The 21,473-nt window shown below is 71.1% G+C and carries 8 protein-coding genes; all 8 read right to left on the bottom strand.

What is annotated here, in order from left to right; genetic code table 11:
- Positions 1-14: 14 nt before the first annotated feature.
- Positions 15-776, bottom strand: coding sequence for a GNAT family N-acetyltransferase (locus ABZ951_RS06855; RefSeq protein ID WP_344083766.1), 762 nt, complete (start codon positions 774-776; stop codon positions 15-17).
- Positions 773-7,846: an amino acid adenylation domain-containing protein gene (locus tag ABZ951_RS06850; RefSeq protein WP_344083769.1), complete on the bottom strand. Its 7,074-nt coding sequence runs from the start codon at positions 7,844-7,846 to the stop codon at positions 773-775. The genes ABZ951_RS06855 and ABZ951_RS06850 overlap by 4 nt, the downstream gene beginning before the upstream one ends.
- On the bottom strand, positions 7,836-14,309 hold the full coding sequence (locus tag ABZ951_RS06845; protein ID WP_344083772.1) for an amino acid adenylation domain-containing protein: 6,474 nt from the start codon (positions 14,307-14,309) through the stop codon (positions 7,836-7,838). The genes ABZ951_RS06850 and ABZ951_RS06845 overlap by 11 nt, the downstream gene beginning before the upstream one ends.
- Positions 14,306-15,805 (bottom strand): hypothetical protein, encoded by a 1,500-nt coding sequence (locus ABZ951_RS06840; protein ID WP_344083775.1) that lies wholly within the window; start codon positions 15,803-15,805, stop codon positions 14,306-14,308. Before ABZ951_RS06840 ends, ABZ951_RS06845 begins: the two co-directional genes overlap by 4 nt.
- Before the next feature lie 66 nt (positions 15,806-15,871).
- Complete coding sequence (sbnB, locus tag ABZ951_RS06835) at positions 15,872-16,873, bottom strand: 2,3-diaminopropionate biosynthesis protein SbnB (RefSeq protein WP_344083778.1); 1,002 nt, start codon at positions 16,871-16,873, stop codon at positions 15,872-15,874.
- Between the two features lie 40 nt (positions 16,874-16,913).
- Entirely contained in the window at positions 16,914-17,939 is a 1,026-nt protein-coding gene (sbnA, locus tag ABZ951_RS06830; RefSeq protein WP_344083781.1) for a 2,3-diaminopropionate biosynthesis protein SbnA, read from the bottom strand.
- On the bottom strand, positions 17,939-19,648 hold the full coding sequence (locus tag ABZ951_RS06825; RefSeq protein WP_344083784.1) for an ABC transporter ATP-binding protein: 1,710 nt from the start codon (positions 19,646-19,648) through the stop codon (positions 17,939-17,941). Before ABZ951_RS06825 ends, sbnA begins: the two co-directional genes overlap by 1 nt.
- Entirely contained in the window at positions 19,645-21,387 is a 1,743-nt protein-coding gene (locus ABZ951_RS06820) for an ABC transporter ATP-binding protein (RefSeq protein WP_344083787.1), read from the bottom strand. Before ABZ951_RS06820 ends, ABZ951_RS06825 begins: the two co-directional genes overlap by 4 nt.
- Positions 21,388-21,473 lie beyond the last annotated feature (86 nt).

The following is a 21,473-nucleotide window of genomic DNA, read 5'->3' as shown; positions in this document are numbered from 1 at the left end:
CCGTCCGGACCGGCTCAGGAGCCGGGTTCGTACACGAAGGGCTTGGTCCAGGTCACGACCTCGAACCCCCGCTTGCACAAGGTGGGTTCGGAGGTCGGCAGCGCGTCGACGAAGACGTGGGTGCGCCCCCGCTCACGCGCCTGCCGCAGCCTGCTGCCGACCAGCGCTGTGAACAACCCCTTGCGCCGGTGCTCCGGGCGGGTCCTGCCGCCCGCCAGTTCGGCATAGGGTCCGCCCGGCCGGAAGTAGACGCGGCCGCAGGACGCCGGTTCCCCGTCGACGTAGGCGATGTGGATGCTCATCGCCTCGGGCGCCTCGCGCAGTTCGGCGGCGAGCCGCTGCCGTTCCTCCTCGGCGTTCTTCCGCCCGAGCGCGCGGGCGATCTCCGCGTAGTCCGCCAGCCCGCGCTCGTCGGTCACCTGCCGGATGTCCTGGCCCGCCGGGTCGAAGGAGGCCAGGCCGGCCTCGTCCAGGGGCAGTACCAGCACGCTCTCGCGGTCGTCCGGCTCCAACCCGGCGGCGGTGAGCCGGTCCGCCAGATCCGCGGGGGAGTCATGGCCGTACAGCTTCCACTCCAGGGTGTAGCCGTGGTCCCGCGCCCGTGCGATCTCCTCCCGGATCACGTCGTCCAACTCATTGGGAGCACAGTGCGCGTACACGATCCGGCACTCGGATCCGTCCGGTGCGTTCTCGCGGACGATGCCGCCCCGCCCGGCGCTCTCCCCCAAGGCCCGGCGCTCCTCGTCGAGTCCCGCCAGAATGTCCTCGCTGTTCACGCGGTCCCATCCCCTTCCCGCGTCAGAATGTCGGAGACCGACCGGTCTTCGATCATGAAGTGGAGAATAGAGCAGAGCCTCTCCAGCAGGCCCTGCGCATGTTCTCCGGTGAAGATCTCGCTGTTGTACGTCAGCGCGATCTCGAGTTCATCGGTGGAGCGGATGAAGACGAACTGCAGGTCCGCCTCCTTCGAGCGGCGCGGCAGATCGCGTGCCCGGAACGAGACACCGCCCTCGTGCCGCGGTTTCTCCTCCCCGTCCAGTTGGTCCATCGCCACCATGACGTCGAACAGCGGGCTGCGGTCACGGCCGCGTTCCCAGCCGAGGTCACGCATGGTCCAGCCGTAGGGATACTCCTCGTGCCGGAAGGCCCGCAGTATGTCCTGCTGGGAGCGGGTGAGGATGCTGCTTACGTCGTCGCCGGGCAGGAGCCGGAACCGCAGCGGGACGGTGTTGATGTGGAAGCCGATCTGACCTTCGAGGTCCAGCCGGTCGCGACCGCTGGTGTAGGTGCCCATGGTGATGTCCGACTGCCCGGTCTCGCCCAGCAGCAGAAGCCCGACGGCGGCGCGCGCGACCACGAATTCCGTGACGCCCTGCCTGCTTGCCAGGGTGCCCAACCGCCCGGCCTGATCGCCGGTCAGGGCGCGCCGCAGCCGGACGCCGGCCAGTGCGCTCACCGGCGGCCGGGGGAAGTCGGTGACCAGTGGCACGACGGGGGAGGCGCCGTCCAGCTCGCGCTTCCAGAACTCCAGGTGCTCCCGTCGCGCTTCCGGCGTCAGTCGCTCGTCCCGCCAGGCCGCGATGTCCTTGTACTGCACGGTGAGTTCCGGCAGTGCGGCGGGGCGGCCCGCCGCCAGCGCGCCGTACAGTTCCTGCCACTCCCGGTGGAGCACGGCGGCCGAGATCCCGTCCGAGACCAGCTGGTGCACCGACGTGAGCAGGGCGTACCTGCCTTCGCCGGTGTGCAGCAGGTCGGCCCGCACCAGGGGCTGCGCGGTGATGTCGAACGGTATCTGGACGCGGGCATCGACGAACTCCTGTACGGCGCCGTCCGGGTCGGGGCGGTCCGTCAGGTCGTGCACCAGGAAAGCCGGGGTGAGTGCGCCCGCTGCGTGCACGGTCTGGACCGGTGGTTGGACGTTCGTGTCGAAGGTGGTGCGCAGGGTCTCGTGCCTGTCCGCCAGGACGGCGAAGGAGCGTTCCAGCAGGGCGGGATCCACCGGGCCGTGCAGCTCGATGAGGTCGTTGCGGTTGAACGCGGCGCGCTGGGCGGGCGTGTAGTGCTCCTCCACGGCCAGCAGCAGGTGCTGGGTGGGGGAGGTTTTGTAGGTGCCGGGGCCGCCGAGGGAGCGGATCGTCCCGTGTTCCCCGGCGTCGGTCGCCCCGGGCAGGAGCGCGGCCAGCCCCGCCACGGTGGGGTGGGAGAAGAACTGCTCCAGGCCGAGGTCGGCGGCGAGCCGGCCGCGGACCCTGGCCAGCACCTGGATGGCGCGGAGCGAGTTGCCGCCGACGTCGAAGAAGCGGTCCGTCACTCCCACCGCGTCCAGCCCCAGTACCTCCGCCCAGATCTCGGCCACCACCCGCTCGGCATCCGTACGCGGGCCCACGGCGGCCGCGGCGTTCCGCTCCGCCCTCAGGCCGGCGAGCGACGGGCGGTCGACCTTGCCGTTCGCGGTCAGCGGCAGCCGTTCCAGCACCACGAACTCGCTCGGCACCATGTGATGCGGCAGTTCGCGCCGCACATGGTCGCGGCAGCCTTCCACCGTGCCGCCGTCCCCCAGGACGAGGTAGGCGTAGAGCTGTTTGTCCTGCCCCGCCCCTCCGTGGTTCTTGACGACCACCGCCGCCTGTTTGACGCCGGGCGCTTCGTCCACCCGTCGCTCGATCTCCCCCAGGTCGACCCGGAAGCCGCGTACCTTGACCTGACTGTCGGTCCGGCCGAAGTACTCCAGCTCCCCCTGCTCCGTCCAGCGGCCGTTGTCGCCCGTCTTGTACATCCGCCGACCGGGCTCGAAGGGATCCGTCATGAACGCGCGGGCCGTCTGCTCGGGTGCGTTGAGGTATCCGCGGCTCACACAGATGCCGGAGACGTATATCTCTCCCCGCGCACCCTGCGGGACGACGCGCAGGTGCTCGTCCAGGACGTAGATCAGGGTGTTGGGAACGGGGCGGCCCAAGGGCACGATCTCGCTGTTCACCGGCCGGTCCATCACATGGTGGGTCACGTCGTCGGACGCCTCGGTCGGACCGTAGGCATTGACCACCGGGATGCGCGGGTACTCCCGCAGCCAGCGGTTCACCTGACGGGGCAGGCACGCCTCGCCCGTGACCATGAGGTACCGCAGGTTCTCCAGCGGGATCCGCCGCTCTGCGCGGTCCCAGGCGTCGAGCATCGCCTCAAGGTAGGAGGGGACCACTTCCAGGACGGTGACCTCCTCGGCCTCGACGCGCTCGGCGAAGCGGACGGGGTCGAGCTGGAGGGCCTCCGCCGCGACGACGGTGCGGCCACCGACGAAAGGTGCGGCGAACATCTGCCACAGCGAGATGTCGAAGCTGTTGGAGGCGTTCTGGACGATCACGCTCTCCTCGGTGATCCCCAGGTCGGCGATCTTGGCGTGCAGGTGGTTCAGCATCCCGAGGTGTTCGACCATGACGCCCTTGGGCTTCCCGGTCGACCCCGAGGTGTAGATCACGTAGGCGAGCCCGGACTCTTCGACGGGCAGCCCCGGATCGCCACCGGCGCAGTGCTGCCCGGTGTGCTCGGTCAGCTCGACCAGCCGGCATCCCGAAGGCACGTGGGCGGCCAGCTCCTCGGGCTCCTGCCGGGGGTCCAGGGCCACGACGCGCACACCCGAGGACTCCAGCATGCCGCGGATGAACGAAGCCGGATATCCGGGATCGACCGGGAGATACGCCGCACCGCACTTCCACAGGGCGAGGATCGACTCCACCATCAGCACCGACCGGTCCATCACCAGCGCCACGACCTCGCCGCGTCCCACGTTCAGCTCTTCGGCGAAGTAGTGGGCGAGCCGGTTGGCCCGGGTGTTGAGCTCGCCGAAAGTACGCCGGTCGGCCGGGACGGTGGCGGAGGACAGGGCGAGCCGGTCGGGCGTCGTCGCCGCGAAGTGCTCGACGGCCCGGTGGATCTGGAAACCGCGGTCGAACTCCAGCTCCCGGTGGCCCAGAGTGCGCACCCGCAGCTCTTCACGGGCGGACAGCAGCGGGAGCCGTCCCAGGGGGGTGTCCGGATCGGTCAGCGCCGTGTCCAGCAGGGCCTCGAACGCTTCCCAGAGCCCGTCGACGGTGGCCGGCTCGAAGAGGCGGGTGTCGAAGCGGACAGCTGCTCCCAGCGTCCCCCGCTGCTCGGCCAGCATGATGTTGAGGGGGAAGACGCTCGTCTCCAGGGTCACCTCGACCTGCGCGACGCCCAGCCCGGTGGCGGCCATGGCCTCCAGCGGTCCCGCCCCGGCATCGGCGAACTGCTCGAACTCGATCAGGACGTCGAACAGGTCCGGTGTGTGCGTCCGCCCGCGCTGCTGGAGGTCGCGGACGAGGTTCTCGTAGGGGTAACCCATGTGGCGCAGGCCGTCGCCGAAGGTACCGCGCACCTGCTGGTACAGGGCGTCGAAGCCGGCCTCGGCATCGACGCGCAGCCGCAGCGGCACGGTCCGCACCAGCATGCCGACGAGCTGTTCCAGGGATTCCTCGCCGCGGTCCGCCACCGAGGTGCCCAGCACCAGCTCACCGTGCTCGCTGAAACGGGAGAGGGCCGCGGCGAAGGCGCTGACCACGGCGGTGAACGCGGTGCCGCCCCGGGACCGGGCGTAGGACGTGAGCCGCTGCCACAGAGGGGCGGGCAGAGCGTAGTCACGGTACGCCCCGGTGTACGCGCGGCTTTCGGCGGAGCCCGCCCGGGTCGGCAGGGCGAGTGCCGGGGGCACGGAGGCGAACGTGTCGAGCCAGTACGCGGCGGACCGCTCATGCTGCTCCTGCGCGCGCCGCGCCTCCCGGACGTGGTGATCCCGGTAGGTACCGTCCACGGGTGGCAGAGCGGCCTCCGCATCTCCGAGGGCGGCGGCGTACAGCGTGGACAGATCGCGCACCAGCAGCCCCAGGGACCAGCCGTCGGCGACGATGTGATGGGTACTCAGCGTCAGCAGGTGGCGCTGGTCCCGGAAACCGGTGAGCTGGACACGCAGCAACGGGCCGCGGCCCAGATCGAAGGGGCGTGCCGCGAACTCCCGGACCAGCCTGACCGCCTCGGGGCGCTCCGGAAGCGCGGTCGCCTCGGTGCGCACCTCGACGGCGACCGCGCCCGGCTCGGCCGGCGCGATCTGCTGGACCAACTGCTCGTCCTCCAGGCGGAACGAGGCGCGCAGGCCGTCGTGGCGGAGGACCAGGCCGTCCACCGCCTTCCGGAGCGCGGCGGCGTCCACCGGGCCGGTGAGCTCGAAACTCCGGGTGAGGTTGAAGGCGACCGAGCCGCCCTCGAACTGGGAGGCCAGCCAGACGTTCAGCTGGGCGGCGGAGGCCGGGAAGGGTCCTGGTCCGGCCGGAGGAGACGCCTCCTCGGCGACGGCCGGCGCGGCGTCCGGACCGGGAGCCATGAGCGTGCCGAGGTGGTCGGTGAGGGTCTCGGGGGTGTCGTAGTCGAAGAGGGTCAGGACGTCGAGTTCGATGCCGAAGAACTTCTGAATCCGGTTGACCACCTGGAGGCCGCTGATGGAGTCACCGCCCAGATCGAAGAAGGAGTCCGACGGGGAGACGTCCTCCGTTCCGAGGACGTCCCGCCAGATTCCCGTCACCGTCTCCAGGACGTCGGTGGGCGCCGGGGCGGACCGCTCCCCGGGTGCCTCGGCAAGGTCGGTGGCCGGCTTCGCCGCGGAAAGCACGTCGGCGTCGTCGAGCCAGCAGCGGATGGTGTCGAACTGGTAGGAGGGAAGCTCGATCCTCCGGCCCCCGCCCGCGGTGCTCGCCCAGTTCCAGTCGGCGCCACTCGCGTAGAGATCACGCAGCAGGGAGGAGGGCCCCTCCGTCACGGACACCACCCGGTACCCGGCCCCGCCGCGCGCGGCGAGGGCCCCGGAGATGGTGGACAGCGGGCCGGCTTCCACGAAGAGGACCGGTTGCCCGCCCACCAGCTTTCCGAGCAGCCGGTCGACGCGCGCGTCCAGGTCGGCGGGCTCGGCCGGCTGCGCGGCGCGTTCGGCGTGCGCCAGGCGCAGCGCCTCGGCGAGCGGAAGCCGGCCGGCCGCGGCGTCGATCACGTGCTTGCCCGCGCCCTCTCCCACGACGTGGCGGAAGCCGAGGCCGATCTCGAGGAGCAGCCCGTGCAGGGCGTACTGGAAGGCGAACTGCTCGTCGGGTGCCGTCCCGTCCGCATCCGCGGCGGCCCGCTCGCACTGGGCGTAGAGCTCGTCGAAGCGCGGCTGGGCGGCGCGGAAAGCGGAGACCTGACCGGGGCCGGCGTGACAGCGCCCCGAGACCAGCAGGACGGTGACCGGCCCGGTGGCCGCCGGGGCGCCGAGCGGCTCGGCCAGTGCCCGGGAGAGGCCGTCGAGGTCGCCGGCGGCCACCGCGTACCGGTACGGGTGGTGGTCACGCCCCTCCGTCAGGGTTCGCTGGATGTCCGCGAGCCGCAGCTGCGGCTCGCTGCCGATCCGGGCGCGCAGTGCGGCGACGTTGGCGGCCAGGGCGGTGGGCGTCTTGGCGGAGACCGGGATCCAGTACCCGTCGGCGGCTGAGGCCGCGGGAGCCCCGCTCGCGGTGGGCTCGGGCGCCTCTTCGAGGATCGCGTGCACATTGGTGCCCATGACGCCGAAGGAGCTGACCCCTGCCCGGCGCACCCCGCCCGCAGGCTCCCAGGGTGTGAGCTGCCGGGTGACCCCGACGGCCGTCTCCGAGAAGTCGATCAGAGGGCTGAGGGCGTCGGCGTGCAGGCTGGGGAAGAGCTGCCGGTGTTGCAGCGCCAGCACGGCCTTCACCAGACCGACCAGCCCGGAGACGCTCCAGGTGTGGCCGATGTTGCTCTTCACCGAGGAGAGCGCGACGGAGTGCTTCCGGCCGGGGTTCCTGCCGAAGGCCTGGTCGAGGGCCTCGATCTCGATGGGGTCGCCGAGCCGGGTGGCGGTGCCGTGGGCCTCGACGTACGAAATCGTGGCGGGGTCCACTCCGGCCTTCCGCCAGGCACGCGTGATGACCTCCGCCTGCGCCGCGCTGTCGGGAGCGGTGAGGGAAGTGGACCGGTCGGCGACGTTGTTGGCCGCGATGCCCTTGATGACGGCGTGCACGGGGTCCCCGTCGCGCAGGGCGTGGTCCAGCGGCTTGAGCAGGACGGCGACCACGGCTTCACCGGACCCGGTGCCGTCCGCGTCGGCGGAGAAGGCCCGGGTCTTGCCGTCCGCCGACCGGATGCCCAGGTCGAGGCCGTCGTCGTAGCGGGCCGGCTCGCCGAACAGGTTCAGGTTCACCCCGCCGACCAGGGCCATGTCCGCGTCGCCGAGCACCATGTCGTTGACCGCGTGGTGCACGGCGAGCAGCCCGGAGGAGCAGGAGGAGTCGACCATGGCGGCCGGCCCGGAGAGCCCGAAGAAGCGCGAGAGGCGGCCGGCGGTGGCGGCCACGTGCACGCCCATCACCATCGGGGCTTCGATGGTGCGGGCGAGCTGGTGGTACGCGATCCGGGTGTCGCCCACGTACACCGAAATCCTGCGGCCGTTGAGGGATGCCGGGCGCTGGGCCGCGTTCTCCACCGCCTGGTAGGCGGTCTGGAGCAGCAGCCGGTGCTCGGGGGCCATCAGCTGTGCCTCGCCGCGCGAGATGCCGAAGAAGGCGTGGTCGAAGGAGTCGATGTCCTCGATGTAGCCGTTGAGCTGGAAGTCCTCGTCGGCCGGCATCGAGGTGCGGCGGCGGCGCTCGGCCGAGATCTCGCGGACGCTGTCGCGCCCGCTGCGCAGGTTCTCCAGGAACTGCCGTGTGTCGTCGGCCTCGGGCAGGCGTACGGCCATGCCGACGACGGCGATGTCCCGGGCCCCCGCGGCCGCGGAGTTCTGATCAGAAGTCATGCTCGGAAACCTCGTCTTGTGTGTGGTTCTGGGTCTCGCGGGCAGCCGACGGTTCGGCCAGCCGGGCTTGACGGGCGATGGTGGGGTGGCTGAACAGCTGCGCGACCCGGAAGGTGGCGGGGAAGTGCTCTTCCAGCAGTGCGTGGAGCCTCAGGAGCTTCAGCGATGTGCCGCCGAGCTCGAAGAAGTCCTGGTCGACGCCGGAGACCCGGCGGCCCAGGGCCGACTGCCAGGCTTCCTGGATCCGCAGCTCGGCCGCGCTCCGGGGGGCCTGTCCGGTGACGGGCGCGTCCTGGAGGAACTTGGGCGCGGGCAGGGCCCGGCGGTCCGGCTTGCCGTTCGCGTTGGTGGGGATGCGGTCGAGCACGACGAACTCACCCGGGACCATGGCCTGTGGGAGCTGGCCGGTGAGGTACTGGCGCAGCCGTCCCCCCATCCCGTCCCCCTCGGCACCGGCGTCCGGCACCACATAGGCCACGAGGTGGTACTCGTCCTGCGGGCTCTTGTGGGCCGTCGTGACGCAGGCCGACACCAGCGGGTGGTTCAGCAGCACACCTTCGATCTCGGCCGGGTGGATGCGGACGCCGCTGATCTTGATCTGGTGGTCCGCCCGCCCGATGACCTCCAGCAGTCCGTCGGGACGCAGCCGTCCTATGTCACCGGTGCGGTAGAGCAGGTCCCGTTCGTCGGCGCGGTGCGGGTTGGGGAAGAAGGCCGCGGCGTCGGCCTCGGGGGCGTTCAGGTAGCCCAGTGTCCGGAACGGGGTGCGAATGATGATTTCGCCGGGTTCTCCGACTCCGCAGATGACGTCGTCGAGCATCACGATCGCCTGGCACTGCGGCAGCGGTGAACCGACCGGCAGCACCGGCGGCAGCTCCCCGGCCTCCGGGACGCGATAGGCGAACTTCGCCATCGTGGTCTCGGTGGGGCCGTACAGGTTCACGATCTCCCCGCTGTCGGGGAAAACGTCCCGGAACCGCTCCACCAGGGCCGCCTTCAGCGGCTCGCCCGCCAGGAAGGTCAGGCGCAGACGGGGCAGGCGGGACGTGGCCGGGGCGTCCAGGAGCCAGGACTGCAAAACCGTCGGCGCGGCGTGCAGCACACTGACCTGCTCGCGCTCCAGCCAGGCGAACACCGCCTTGCCCCCCAGCAGGTCCGAGGGCTCGGGCACGACCGTCGTGCCGCCCGAGACCAGGGCGAGCAGGGTGTCGCGCAGCATCACGTCGAAGGAGGGGCTGGTCAGCTGGGCACACCGGTCCCCGGCCGCGATGGCGAACTCGCCGCTCTGCCAGCGCAGGAAGTGGCTCAGCGACGCGTGCCGTCCCACCACGCCACGCGGGGTGCCGGTTGTGCCGGAGGTGAAGAAGAGATACGCCGGCGCCTCCGGGGCCACAGGCGGGAGATCCCCGGCGGGGGCCTCCTCCGCGAGCGTTCCGGTGTGCGCGTCCACCAGGACCACCGGCACCGCGCCGTCATCGGCGCTGTCCGCGCCGCCGGCGAGGAGATCGCAGGCCCGTACCATCAGCTCCGGCCGGCCGACGCTCAGCAGGTGGTCACGGCGGCCTGGGGGCAGCGCCGGGTCCAGCGGGAAGAAGACGGCGCCGCTGCGGAGAACGCCCAGCATGGCCACGTAGAACCCGATGCTGCGCGGCCCGGTCACACCCACCACCCGGCCCGGCGCGCACCCTTCCGCGACCAGGCGCCGGGCCAGGTCCTCGGAGCGCCGCACCAGCTCCGCGTACGACAGAGAGCGGGTTCCCTGGACGAGGGCCGCGTGCCCGGGGGACCGGGCCGCCTGTGCCGCGATCAGCTCGGTGACCGGTGGCTGCGCAGGTTCCTCGACGGCCGTGCGCAGGCGCGCTTCCGCGGTGGCTCCGGGCCGGACCAGCGAGTACGCGGCGAGCGGCCGCTCCGGGGCCTCGGCGACCTGCTCCAGCAGGGCGCCGAGCTGGTGCAGCATCGCCTCGGCGCGTGCGGCGGAGAACAGGGCGGACTTGTGCACCAGCTCGATGTGCAGGCTCTCGCCGCCCGAGCCGTCCTCCTCGTCCCACACATAGAAGGTCAGCGGGAACTTGGCCTCGGGTTCGAAGAGCTGGTCGTCGAAGTCGACCCTCAGCCCTTCGATCTCGGCCTCCTCGCGCAGGCTGCCCAGGTAGTTGAGCAGCACGTCGAAAACGGGAGTGCGGTCCAGCTGCCGGACGGGGTTGAGCCGCTCGACCAGCAGCTCGAAAGGCGCGGACTGATGCGCGTACGCCCCGTGGATGCCGGCGCTCACGCGCTTCAGCAATTCGGTGAAGGCCGGTTCGCCGGAGAGGTCGGTGCGCAGTACCAGCGTGTTGAGGAAGAGACCCATGATCCCTTCCAGTTCGACGCTCTGCCGATTGGCCACCGGGTAGCCGATGCTCACGTCCTGCTGGTCACCGAGCCGGGACAGCAGCAGGTTGAGGGCCGCCATGGTCACCTCGAACGAGGTCGTCGACGTCCGTGCGGCCAGGTCGCGCAGCTTGCGGGCCGTCGCGGCGGGGAGGGTCAGCCCTGTCCTGCCGCAGTGCCTGCCGGTGGCTCCGGGGTCCGGCACGTCGGTCGGCAGCTCCAGGGCGGGGGCGCCGGCGAGCCGTTCCGTCCAGTACCGCAGGTCGGCGTCGACGGCCTGCTGGTGCCCCTCGTCGCGCACCGCCGTGGCGTAGTCGATGTACTGCACCGCAAGGTCCGGCAACGGCGCGGAGGCCCCACCCGTGTGCCGGGTGTAGAGGATCGAGAGCTCTCGCATCATCAGCCGTGTCGACCAGCCGTCGCCGGCAATGTGGTGCAGCGTGGTCAGCAGCCGGTGTTCGGTGTCGTGCACCTTGAACAGCACGAACCGTACCGGAGGCTCCTCCCGCAGCCGGAACGGCCGGGTACTGTCCTCGCGCACCGCACGGGCGACGGCCTCCTCCGCCTCCTGCGGGTCCAGATGTGACAGGTCGGTGTGCGAGAGGGGAAGCGCCAGACCGGCGTGAGGCCGCTGGAAGGGCTGCCCGTCGGCGGTGCCGTACGTGACGCGCAGGATCTCGTGCCGCTCGAACAGATCGGACAGCGCCGCACGGAGCGCCTCGGGGCGGAGCCGGCCGTGGAAAGAGGCGAGCGTGGGGATGTGGTAAGCCGTGCTCTGCGGATCGAGCATGTGCAGGAACCACATGCGCTCCTGGGCATAGGAGAGGACGTGCCGCTCGCCGCGGGCCACCGGCTCCAGGGCCTGACGTGCGACCGCGGCCGCACCCTCGACGAGCCGTGCCTGTGCGGCCACCGTCCGGTGCGTGAAGACCGCAGCCGGCTGCAGGTCCAGCCCGAAGCGCTCGTTGATCCGGCTGCTGAGCTGGAGTGCGATCAGCGAATGCCCGCCGAGCACGAAGAAGTCGTCCGTGACGCCGATCCGCCCGACAGGCAGCAACGACTGCCAGATCCCGGTCAGGGCCTGCTCGGTCCGCGTGGACGCCTCGACGAACTCGGCGGTCGCGAGTTCCGCACCGGACAGCCGGGTGAGCGCCTCGCGGTCCACTTTGCCGTTGCGCGTGACCGGGAACGTCTCCGTGCGGACGTAGTGCGAGGGCACCATGTAACGCGGCAGGCGCCGCTCCAGAGCGTCCCGCAGCCGGTCGGCGGGCGGGCAGCCGTGGCGCGCCTCCACATACGCGTACAGGAAGTCCGTGCCGGCGGGGTCGTGCCGCGGCAGCACCACGGCGCGTTCCACCCCCGGCTGGTCGCGCAGCGCCTGCTCGATCTCGCCGAGTTCGACACGGTGTCCGCGGATCTTCACCTGGCCGTCGCGGCGCCCCAGGTAGCGCACTTCGCCGTCGGGGAGCCACCGCGCCAGGTCACCGGTGCGGTAGATCCGCTCACCCTGGAGGAAGGAGGCCGGGGTGAACCGCTCGGCGGTCAGCTCGGGACGGTTGAGGTAGCCGCGAGCCAGCTGGACGCCGCCGATGCACAGCTCGCCCGTGACGCCGACAGGGCACGGCTCCCCTGCCTCGTCGACGATGTAGAGGCGGTTTCCGGGCGCGGGACGGCCGATGGTGACCGGCAGATCCCCGTCCTCGACGTGCAGCGTCGTGACGTCCACGGCGGCCTCGGTGGGGCCGTAGTAGTTGAACAGGCGGGTACCCGTTCCGCCCGTCGCGGAGAGGAACGCGCCGGCGAGGTCGCGGTCCAGTTCTTCGCCGCTGCACACGCAGACACGCACTCCGGCGAAGGCATCGGGCGCGGCCGTCAGGTACTGGCTGAGCATCGAGGGAACGAAATGCACGAGGGTGACGCCGTGACGCTCGACGGTCGCCCGGATCAGTTGCGGGTCGGATTCACCGCCCGGGCGGAGCATGACCTGCGTGGCGCCGATGATCCCCGGCAGCAGCAGTTCCCACACGGAGACGTCGAAGGAATACGGGGTCTTCTGCAGTATGACGTCGTCCGCGCCCAGCCCGAGGTCGTCCGCCATCCAGCGGAGCCGGTTGACGATCGCGCGGTGCTCGATGAGGGCGCCCTTGGGGCGGCCGGTCGAGCCGGAGGTGTAGATGCAGTACGCCAGGTCGTCGGGCCCCGCCAGCGGCGGGAGATCGTCCGTGCGCGGTGACAGCGCGGCCTGGTCGGTGACGTCCAGGGCCGGCAGGCCTTCGGGCAGGCGTCCGGCCGGCTCGCCGCCGGTCAGCACCAGCCGGCTCCCACTGTCGTCGAGGACGGTACGCACCCGGTCGAGCGGGTCGGCGGTGTTGACGGGCAGATAGGCGCCGCCCGCCTTGAGCACGGCCAGCACGGCGACGGTCAGTTCCACCGACCGTTCCAGGTACAGGGCGACAAGCGTGCCCGCGCCGACCCCGTAGGACTCGCGAAGGGTCCACGCGAGCCGGTTGGCCCGGGAGTTGAGTGCGGCGAAGGTCAGCGATCCGTGGTCGTCGACCGTCGCGACGGCGCCGGGGGTACGGGCCGCCTGCTGCTCGAAGAGCTGGGGGAGGGGCGTGTCGAGGTCGTAGCCGCTTCCGGTGCGGTTGAAACCGTGCACCACCCGGTGCCGTTCGTCCTCGCCCATCAGGGCAAGGGTCTCCACGGCCTGGTCGGGGCGGGCCGGCGCGTCCCCCAGCAGCACGTCGAAGTGCTCCAGCAACCGCTCGACGCGATCGGCGTCGAAGAGCTCGGTGGAGTATTCCACCGAGGCCCTCAGGCCCGTGGGAGTCTCCTCGAAGAAGAACGTCAGGTCCATCTTGCTGTGCCCGTTGGCGGCCCTGAGGGCGTCGATGCGCAGTCCGGCCGGGGCCTCCGTCGGCTGTCCCCAGGCGTGGTCGGCGATGACCATGACGTCGAAGAGCGGGTTGCGGCCGGCCTCGGTGGCGACACCGGCATCCCGTACGACCTGGTCGAACGGGTACTCGTGGTGGTGCAGTGCGCCCTGCAAGGTGTTCTGGACGGCACCCAGCAGTTCGCGGAAGCTCATGCCCTGCCGGACGGTGTCGCGCAGCGCGACGCTGTTGATGTAGCAGCCGATCTGGTCGTACAGCTCCGGCACCGGCCGCGACAGGGAGGGGGTGCCGAGCGCGACGTCACGCCGGCCGGTGTACCGCAGCAGTTGGACGCGGAGCGCCGCGGACAGCCCCGCGAAGAGCGTGACCCGCTCCTGCCGGCACAGGGCCTTGAGCGCGTGGAGGGTGTCCCGCCCGATGAACCGGCTCGCGACGGCTCCCCGGTAGCTGCGGGCGGCGGGGCGTGGCCGGTCGGCCGGCAGGTCCAGCGGGGGGACGTCCTCCTGGAACTGCTCCCGCCAGTACGCGCGCGACTCCTCGAAGGCTCCGCCCTGCAGAAGACCCTGCTGCCAGCTCGCGTAGTCCTTGTACTGGATCCGTGACGTCCCGGTCCCCGGCTCCTCGCCGCGGGTGAACGCACTGTAGGCCGCGGTCACCTGGTCGATCAGCACCGTCAGCGACCAGCCGTCCACCGCGATGTGGTGCGCGGAGACCACCAGGACATGCCGGTCCTCGCTCTCGCGCGCCAGAAGTACCCGCAACAGGCGGCCCGCTGCGAGGTCGAACCCCCGGGCGGTGAATTCCTCGACGAGGTGCTCCGCGTCCCCTTCGGCGACCTCGTAGGTCCAGTCCAGCGTGGCATCGGTGACGGGGCGCTGCCGCGGTATCCCGTCCACCACCTCGAACGCTGTGCGCAGCGACTCGTGGCGTACGAGCAGGTCCTCGAAGGCCCGTCGCAGTGCGGCGGCGTCGAGAGCGCCGCTCAGCCGGTAGACACCCGGCACAGTGTAGGCGCCGTGGGCCCCGCCTGTCTGTGTCGTCAGCCAGATCGCGAGTTGTGCTGACGACAGCGGGTACCAGTCGGCGGCCGGGGCGCGTCCGATCTCGTGCCGGCTCGGGCTGCTGTTCGCGCTCACGGGTTCCTCGCTCTTCGGGGTGGCGGTCGGCTGTGGACCGGGGAGGGGTGCGGGTTTCACCGGGCGGGCTCCTCGGCAGGTACGTCCGCCAGTTCGGCACGGGCGATCACCACGCCCCCGCACTCGGTGCGGCAGATCAGTTCCAGAGCCCTGTACTGCTCCCAGCCGGGCAGCGCGTTCCGGACCAGGGGCACGACCTCGCGGAGAAAGCGGGCGGCCGGGTATTCCTGTGCCGAGGTGTGCTCCGGCCGGTCCGCGGGTTTGGCCGCGACGTCCTCGACGGCGACCTCACGCACCACCTTGGCGTACTGCGACCAGCGCACGGGGGGTGTGGCGCCGCGTTCGTGCAGCAGGTGGAAGAGGCGCTGGGGCCGGGCCCCGTCATCCGCGGGGAGGGCCCAGATGTCCTCCATGTACTCCTGGTCGACCCACGGGCGCTGCCAGGCCCCGTGGCGGCCGCGTGCGGCCCGCACGGCGCGCGAGTGCAGTTCGGCGCGGCCGGGCAGGACGATCCGGTCGGCACTCCGCGTTCCGTTGGAGTACATCGGCACACTGGTGAAGGGCCACTGCTCGGACTCGGTCACCAGGATGTACACCAGGGCTGCGGCGGTGAGGCAGCCGAGGACGGCGAGCGTCATGGCCCCCGCCCCGCCCTCCGGGACCGCGGGGTGCCCGGGCTCGCCGCCGGTGACGAGGGACACGAGCCGGGGCCAGTCGAGGAGCAGCAGGTAACACCACATCTGGACCCAGTAGGCGGGCATCATCATGCACAGGATGCCGAGGTGCAGGCCGACCCAGCAGAGGATCAGGGGCAGCCGTGCCTGGTGGCTGAAGACGGCGGCCACGGATCCCAGTTCGATGACGAGCGTGCCCCAGGCCGCGAGGCGGCACAGGGCCGGGCTGCCGGTCACCAGGCGGGAGAGCCACGGCCAGCGGGCGACGGGGGCGGACTCCGACAGGTAGAAGCGGAGCGCGGAGCCGTCCCGCCAGCCGGACCAGCCGTAGCGCACCTTGGCCGCTCCGCCGGCGAACATGGTGTAGGCGAGGAGAATCAGCAGCAGCGCGGGGGCGAACCCCGAGGTGAGCACGGAGTCTTCGGACAGCAACCGGGGCCAGGCCGTGTGCTGGGCGAGCAGGCGGTCGAGGGAGAAGTCGTACGAGACCGAGAAGCTCATGGACAGGAGCGCGTAGACCGCCGAGTGCGTGGAGTGATTGGACCCCAGGGCACCGGCGTTGACGGCGTGGAGGAACGCGAATCCCACGAAGGTCAGCACCCCGGTGACGGGCTGGAGGAACCCGACGGCCGCGGCGATCCACACCGCCACCGTGAGCTTGGCGACGAGGGCGAGCACCCAGGGCCGGACCCAGCGGATCCGGAGCAGCCGCAGCACACCGACCGGCGTGTAGAACGCCGGCTCGGTCTTCGCGATGATTTTCGCGGAGTGCAGCGGCGAGGGCTGGTCGACGAGACAGATGACCAGGAGCCCCGCATAGAAGACCGCTCGGAGGATTCCCGGTATCGGCGGCATTTCATTGAGCCACCAGTGCGTGATCATGCTGAAGTCCACCTCAGGAGAATTCCGGCTGGACGGCCGACGTGGCCGCAAGACAGCGGGGTGCCGTTACCAGCGGTGCGTCTCCGCGAAGAAGCCGGGGATGTCGATCGCGGTGCCCGCCTCCTGCGCTCGGTGCAGGACGTGCGAGCCGACCGCGAGGTCGAGCACGCCGAGCCCGAAGGGGGAGAAGATCACCGGCAGGTCGTCGCCCGGCGTCACCTCGCCGTTCAGCACGGCGGCCAGCGTGCCGGTCACGAACTCCCGCCCACCGGTGGCCTGTTCCGCGAGGTGGGGGGAGGTGTCGGCCTTGAGGCAGTGCTCGACGTCGTCGAGGATGTTGGCCGCTTGAGTGATCACGCCGGGGGCGAGGTCGCGCAGCGAGATGTTGAGCACCAACTGACCCGGCCTGAAAGGGGTGTGCACATAAGGGGTGGCCACGGTGGTGGTGAACACCACGGTGTCGGCCGCCAGCGCGGTGTCCAGGTCGGCGACGAACGCGGCCGGCGCTCCCAGGTGCTCACGAATGTGCTCCACGAGGGCCTGGCCGGACGCCGGGTCCAGGTCGTGCACCAGGTAGGTGTCGGGGCGTACGCCCGCGGCGTGCGCATAGTCGCAGACGTTGCGCGCGATGATGCCCGCGCCGACCACGGAGAGCGTGCTGCCGCTGTGGCCACCGGGGCGCAGCGCCGTGGCGGCCACGGCGGCGGAGGCGGCGGTACGGGCCGAGCTGATGGTCGCGGCCTCCAGGCAGGCCGTCGGGTAGCCGGTCTCGTAGTCGTTGAGGACGAGGACTGCGGAGGCCCGGGGGCGCCCTGCGGCGGTGTTGGCCGGGAAGCTGGAGATCCACTTGATGCCGGCGCGCTGGACGTCCGCGCCCAGGAAGGCGGGCAGGGCGATGATCCGGGAATCGGGTTTGTCGGGGAACCGCAGGAAGTAGCTGTCCGGGTTGACCGAATCCCCGGCTTCGTGGTGCACATAGGTACGGCGCACGAGGTCGATGACGGCCGGCCGGTCCTTGTCCAGCGCTTCGCGCACAGCCGGTCCCGGAACGACGGTAAATTCGAACATGGTGGGTGTCCTTCCTTCGTGTGGTCTTGGGTTCCGGCGGTCAGCCGAGGTTCGGCGCGCCGGTGTTGCTCCGCACGAGTTGCACCGGGCCGATGGGATGCAGGGGCTGCAGCGGGCGGAGGGCCTCGGGGCCGAAGTTGTCCAGCGCCCAGCGGTCGTCGTAGATGGTGGTGAGGTAGCGGTCGCCCATGTCGGGGGAGATGCACACCGAGCTCAGGGTCCGGCTCGGGTCGTACCGCTCCAGCCACTGGAGCGCGCCCGCGACCACCGTGCCGGTCGACCCGCCGAAGAGCATGCCGTGCGAGGCGAGGGTCCGGCAGAGCCTGACGGTGTCCAGTTCGGAGACCTGGACGAGGTCGTCGAAGGCTTCCGCGTCGAACAGCGGCGGCAGCACACCGGCGCCGAGTCCCGGGATCAGCCGGGGCCGGGGCGCTGCCCCGAAAGTGACCGAGCCGACGGCGTCGACGGCCACCAGCCGGGCGCGGCTGCCGCTGTCACGGAAGTAGCGTGCGCAGCCCATCGCGGTCCCCCCTGTGCCCACCCCGACGAAGAGCACGTCCACGTCGGGCAGATGCTTGAGGATGGCGGGCGCGGTGACCTCGTAGTGCGCACCCCAGTTGGCGGGGTTGGTGTACTGGTTGAGCCACACGTACCGGTCGTCCTGCGCGCACAGCGCGCGCACCCGGTCCAGCCGCGCCTTGAGGTAGCCGCCCTCGGGGTCGGGCTCGTCCACCACCAGTAACTCGGCGCCCAGTGCGCGCATGGTGGCGGCCGTGGTCTTGTTGCACCGCGCGTCGGTCACGCAGGTGAAGCGCAGGCCCTTGCCCGCCGCGATGACGCTCAGTGCGACGCCCAGATTGCCGGAGGAGGACTCGACGAGGACGGAGTCCTCGCGGAGCAGGTGGCTCCGCTCGGCCGCGGCCACCATCGAGGCCGCTGCCCGCAGCTTGATCGAGCCGCCGAGGTTCAGCCCCTCGCACTTCATCTGGAGCGCGTGCCCGAGCATCGGGGACAGATCGACGAACAGATCGGAGTCGGTCATCTCATGCGGCGACGATATGGACATCACAACACAACCTCCTTTTCCGCGCCAGGATTTGATACGGCATCACGGGCGCCGGCTTTGATGGTCACCACGGTGTCGGCGGCCTTCAGCAGGTCCGGATTGTGCGACACGACGATCCACGCACCGGGCCACTGCCCGGGGAGTGTCTGCCAGAGGGAACGGGCCGTCGCGCCGTCCAGGGACGAGTCGCAGTCGTCGACGACGTACAGTTCCGCGGGTCGGCAGAGCATGCGGGCCAGTGCCAGCCGCTGGCGCTGGCCGCCGGAGAGCCGGCCGGCCGCACCCGAATCGAGGTGCGTGTCGAGCCCGTCGGGCAGTTCGGGCGATCCCGGCCGCAGGTGGACGGCTGCCATGACCCGTTCCAGGTGCTCGGCGGTGATCCCCGTGGTCCCGAGCAGCAGGTTGTCCCGCACGGTTCCACGGAGGAACAGCGACTGCTGCCGGGCGTGGCCCACGCGCGGCGCGCTCAGCCAGTCCTGGTCGCCTGTGACGTCGACGCCGTTCCAGCACACACGCCCCCGCACGTCCGGCTGGAGCGCCAGCAGGCTGCGGATGAGCGTGCTCTTGCCGGAGCCGATGTCGCCCGTGATAGCGACGAGCTGACCGGGACGGACCTCAAAGCTGACCGGCTCGGGCGCTGCCACGCCCGCCGGGGCCGCGCACGTCAGGGCGGTCACGGCCAGCTCGCGCAGGGGACCCCCGGCGGCCGAGGCGGCGGGGGCGGGCGACCGCTCCTCGGCGGGGGCGAGTTCGGCGAGCCGGCCGTAGGAGACCTTGCCGCTCTGATAACGGGCCAGGATCCTGCCGAAGAAGTACATCTGCTGCCCCAGCCAGCCCGTGTACGTCAGGAACAGCACCAGTTTGCCGACGGAGAAGTCACCGTTGGCGACCCGGACGCTGACCGTGAGCAGCACCACCGCCGTGCCCACCATGACCAGGTTGCGGAACAGGTCCGACAGGAGATCGAGGTAGACCTGGTGACGCAGTTGCACCCCGCGCCGCCAGGCGAACCGCCGCTCCAGCCGCTCCAGGCGCTCCTCGATCGCACCGGAGAGCCGCAGATCGCGGATGCCCGCCAGGGTGTCGGCGACCTCCGAGCCGATGAGCCCCTGCCGCACCCGGGTCTCCGCCTGGAGCTCGGCCACGCGGTTCTTCAGCGCGACGGACGCCCACAGGCCTCCCAACAGCAGCAGCAGGGGGATCGTCATCACGAGATCGCTGACGGCCAGCACGGTGACGGCGACGACCAAGAGAACCGAGCGGTAGATGAGGTCGGTGGTCCACTCCAGCAGACCGCCGATCTCGTCGCTGTCGTCGCGCAGCCGGTTGAGGATCTCACCGTTGCCGCGCACGGCGGCGTGCGACGCCGGCCGGCGCAGCAGCCGGCCCAGCACCGTCACCTTGATCCAGGCACTGGTACGGAATATCAGGACGAAGGTCAGCTGAAGGCCGCCCCACAGGGCCGCGGCGCGCAGCACCATCAGCGCGACGGCGGCTGCCAGCAGCCACCGGACGCCACTGCCCTCCATCGGTTCGGCCGCGCGGTCCAGCATGGCCGAGATGGCCGCGCCCGCCAGCAGAGGAATGCCGTAGATCGCACTCCAGGCCGCCATGGCGGAGAAGTACAGGGTCCTCAGCCGGCTGCCGCAGCGGGGCAGGAAGCGGCTGAACGGTACGGCCCCGAGCCGGGCTCCGTGTTCGGTGGTCACCGGTTTCCCTTCGGCGTGAGTGCGGCGGGGCGACCGGCTTCGTCGCCCATGGCGCTGACGTCGGTGATTTCCTTGACCCGGCCGTTCTCCATGGTCATGATCCGATCCACCCCGCGCAGCGCGCCCGTGCGGTGCTCGACCATGACGACCGTGCGGTCCCGCATGACCGTGTCCAGCATCTGCGCCCAGGCATGCTCGGTCTCCGGGTCGAAGCGGGACGCCGCCTCGTCCACGATCAGCAGGCTGTACGGGCGGGTCAGCGCCCGGGCTCCCACCAGGACCTGCATCTCGCCGTCCGACAGCTGCCGTGCCCCGGCGCCGACGCGGGTCTCGAGTCCCTCGGGCAGGGCGCGCACCCGGTCCGCGGCGTTGAGCTGCTCCAGCACCTCCCAGACGCGCTCGACAGGCACCGACTCGTCGAAGAGGGTGATGTTCTCCCGGACCGTGGCGGAGAAAATGTGTGCGCGCTGACTGAGCACGGTGACGCGCTCGGCGAACTGGGCAGGGGTGAGCCTGCCGACCTCGACACCGCCGATGAGCACCCGGCCCCCACCGGGCTCGGCCAGCCCGCAGAGCAGGTTGACGACCGTGCTCTTGCCGGCGCCGGTGGGGCCGACGATGCCGAGACTGCGGCCGGGGGCGACGGTGAAGGACACGTCGCCGAGCACCTGGGTGCCGCCGTAGCCGAAGGAGACGCCCTCGAAGGCGACCTCCAGGGGCCCCTCCGGCAGCGACGCCCGCCTGTCCGGCGGCGCCACGGCCTTGGTGGACCCCTCCGGGCCGAGCTTGCGCGCGGCCGTCTTCAGCACCGCCATCATCTGCTGCAACTGGCCGAACTGGGAGGACATCTCCTCGAGCGGGCGCTGGAGGAGATCGACGTAGAGATAGATCATCGTGAGTGTGCCGATGGAGATGACGCCCGCCTCCAACTGCCGCAGACCGAAGCCGAACCCGAGGCCGAAGGCGAGGGCGAAGCACAGCTGGGTCATCGGCCAGAAGGCACGGCCGCTGATGTACGCGCGGCCCTCGGTGCGCAGCAGCGCCTCCAGACCGGTACGGGTCCGCTCGGTGGCCCAGTCCGACTCGTGCGCCAGCAGCAGGTCGTCCCGGGCGCTGAGGGAGTCGCCGACGAATCCGAACAGGCTCGCCTGCTGCTCCCGCGCCGCCTCCCAGCGGAGCACCGAGCGCCGGGCCAACCGGGTGAGCAGGAAGCACATGGCGATGACCAGTACCGAGATGGCGAGGCCGGCGACCGGAATGACCACGGACATCGCGATGACGGTGCCGATCACGAGCGCGATGTTGCTGAGCATGCGGAAGCCGGACTCGGCGATGGCCTTGCCGACGATGTCGGCGTTCCCCTCGACCTGTTCCAGAACCTCGCCGACCGGCCTGCTTTCCACCTCCAGCACCGGCTGGTCGACCGCGGTGTGGCGCAGCAGCCGGGCCCGCAGGCTGTCGGCGATGCGCCAGCCTGCCTGCACGGCCAGGTAGCTGGCCCAGATCCGGGCTGCTCCGGCGACGACCGCGGCGGCCAGATAGCAGAGGGCCACGGAGATCAGCACGGACTGTGCGCTGCCCGAGGTCGCCTCGTTCACGAAGTACTGGACCAGCCAGGGGCCGGCCAGGGTGGCGAGGACGCTGACCATGAGAACGGCCAGGGCGCCCGCCGCGACCGGTCGGACCGGTCGTGACTCGCGCCACAGCAGGCGGAGGGACGAGGCGCGCGTCTCATGCATATGAGGGTGCTCCTGACCAACGGGGTGGCATGGTTCGGCTCCTGAAAGTGCGCGCGGGAGAATTCCGGTGCGGCGATGGCTGCCCG

The sequence above is a fragment of the Streptomyces sp. NPDC046215 genome, from assembly GCF_040646215.1.
Classification (GTDB): Bacteria; Actinomycetota; Actinomycetes; order Streptomycetales; family Streptomycetaceae; genus Streptomyces; species Streptomyces stramineus.
Note: the sequence above shows the minus strand (reverse complement) of the source record. Positions and strands in the feature narration are given on the sequence as shown.

Excerpts from the sequence above, each read along its gene's own strand:
- ABZ951_RS06850 (WP_344083769.1), bottom strand. The coding sequence starts at position 7,846 with ATGACTTCTGATCAGAACTCCGCGGCCGCGGGGGCCCGGGACATCGCC.
- ABZ951_RS06840 (WP_344083775.1), bottom strand. The coding sequence starts at position 15,805 with ATGATCACGCACTGGTGGCTCAATGAAATGCCGCCGATACCGGGAATC.
- sbnB (WP_344083778.1), bottom strand. The coding sequence starts at position 16,873 with ATGTTCGAATTTACCGTCGTTCCGGGACCGGCTGTGCGCGAAGCGCTG.
- sbnA (WP_344083781.1), bottom strand. The coding sequence starts at position 17,939 with ATGTCCATATCGTCGCCGCATGAGATGACCGACTCCGATCTGTTCGTC.
- ABZ951_RS06820 (WP_344083787.1), bottom strand. The coding sequence starts at position 21,387 with ATGCATGAGACGCGCGCCTCGTCCCTCCGCCTGCTGTGGCGCGAGTCA.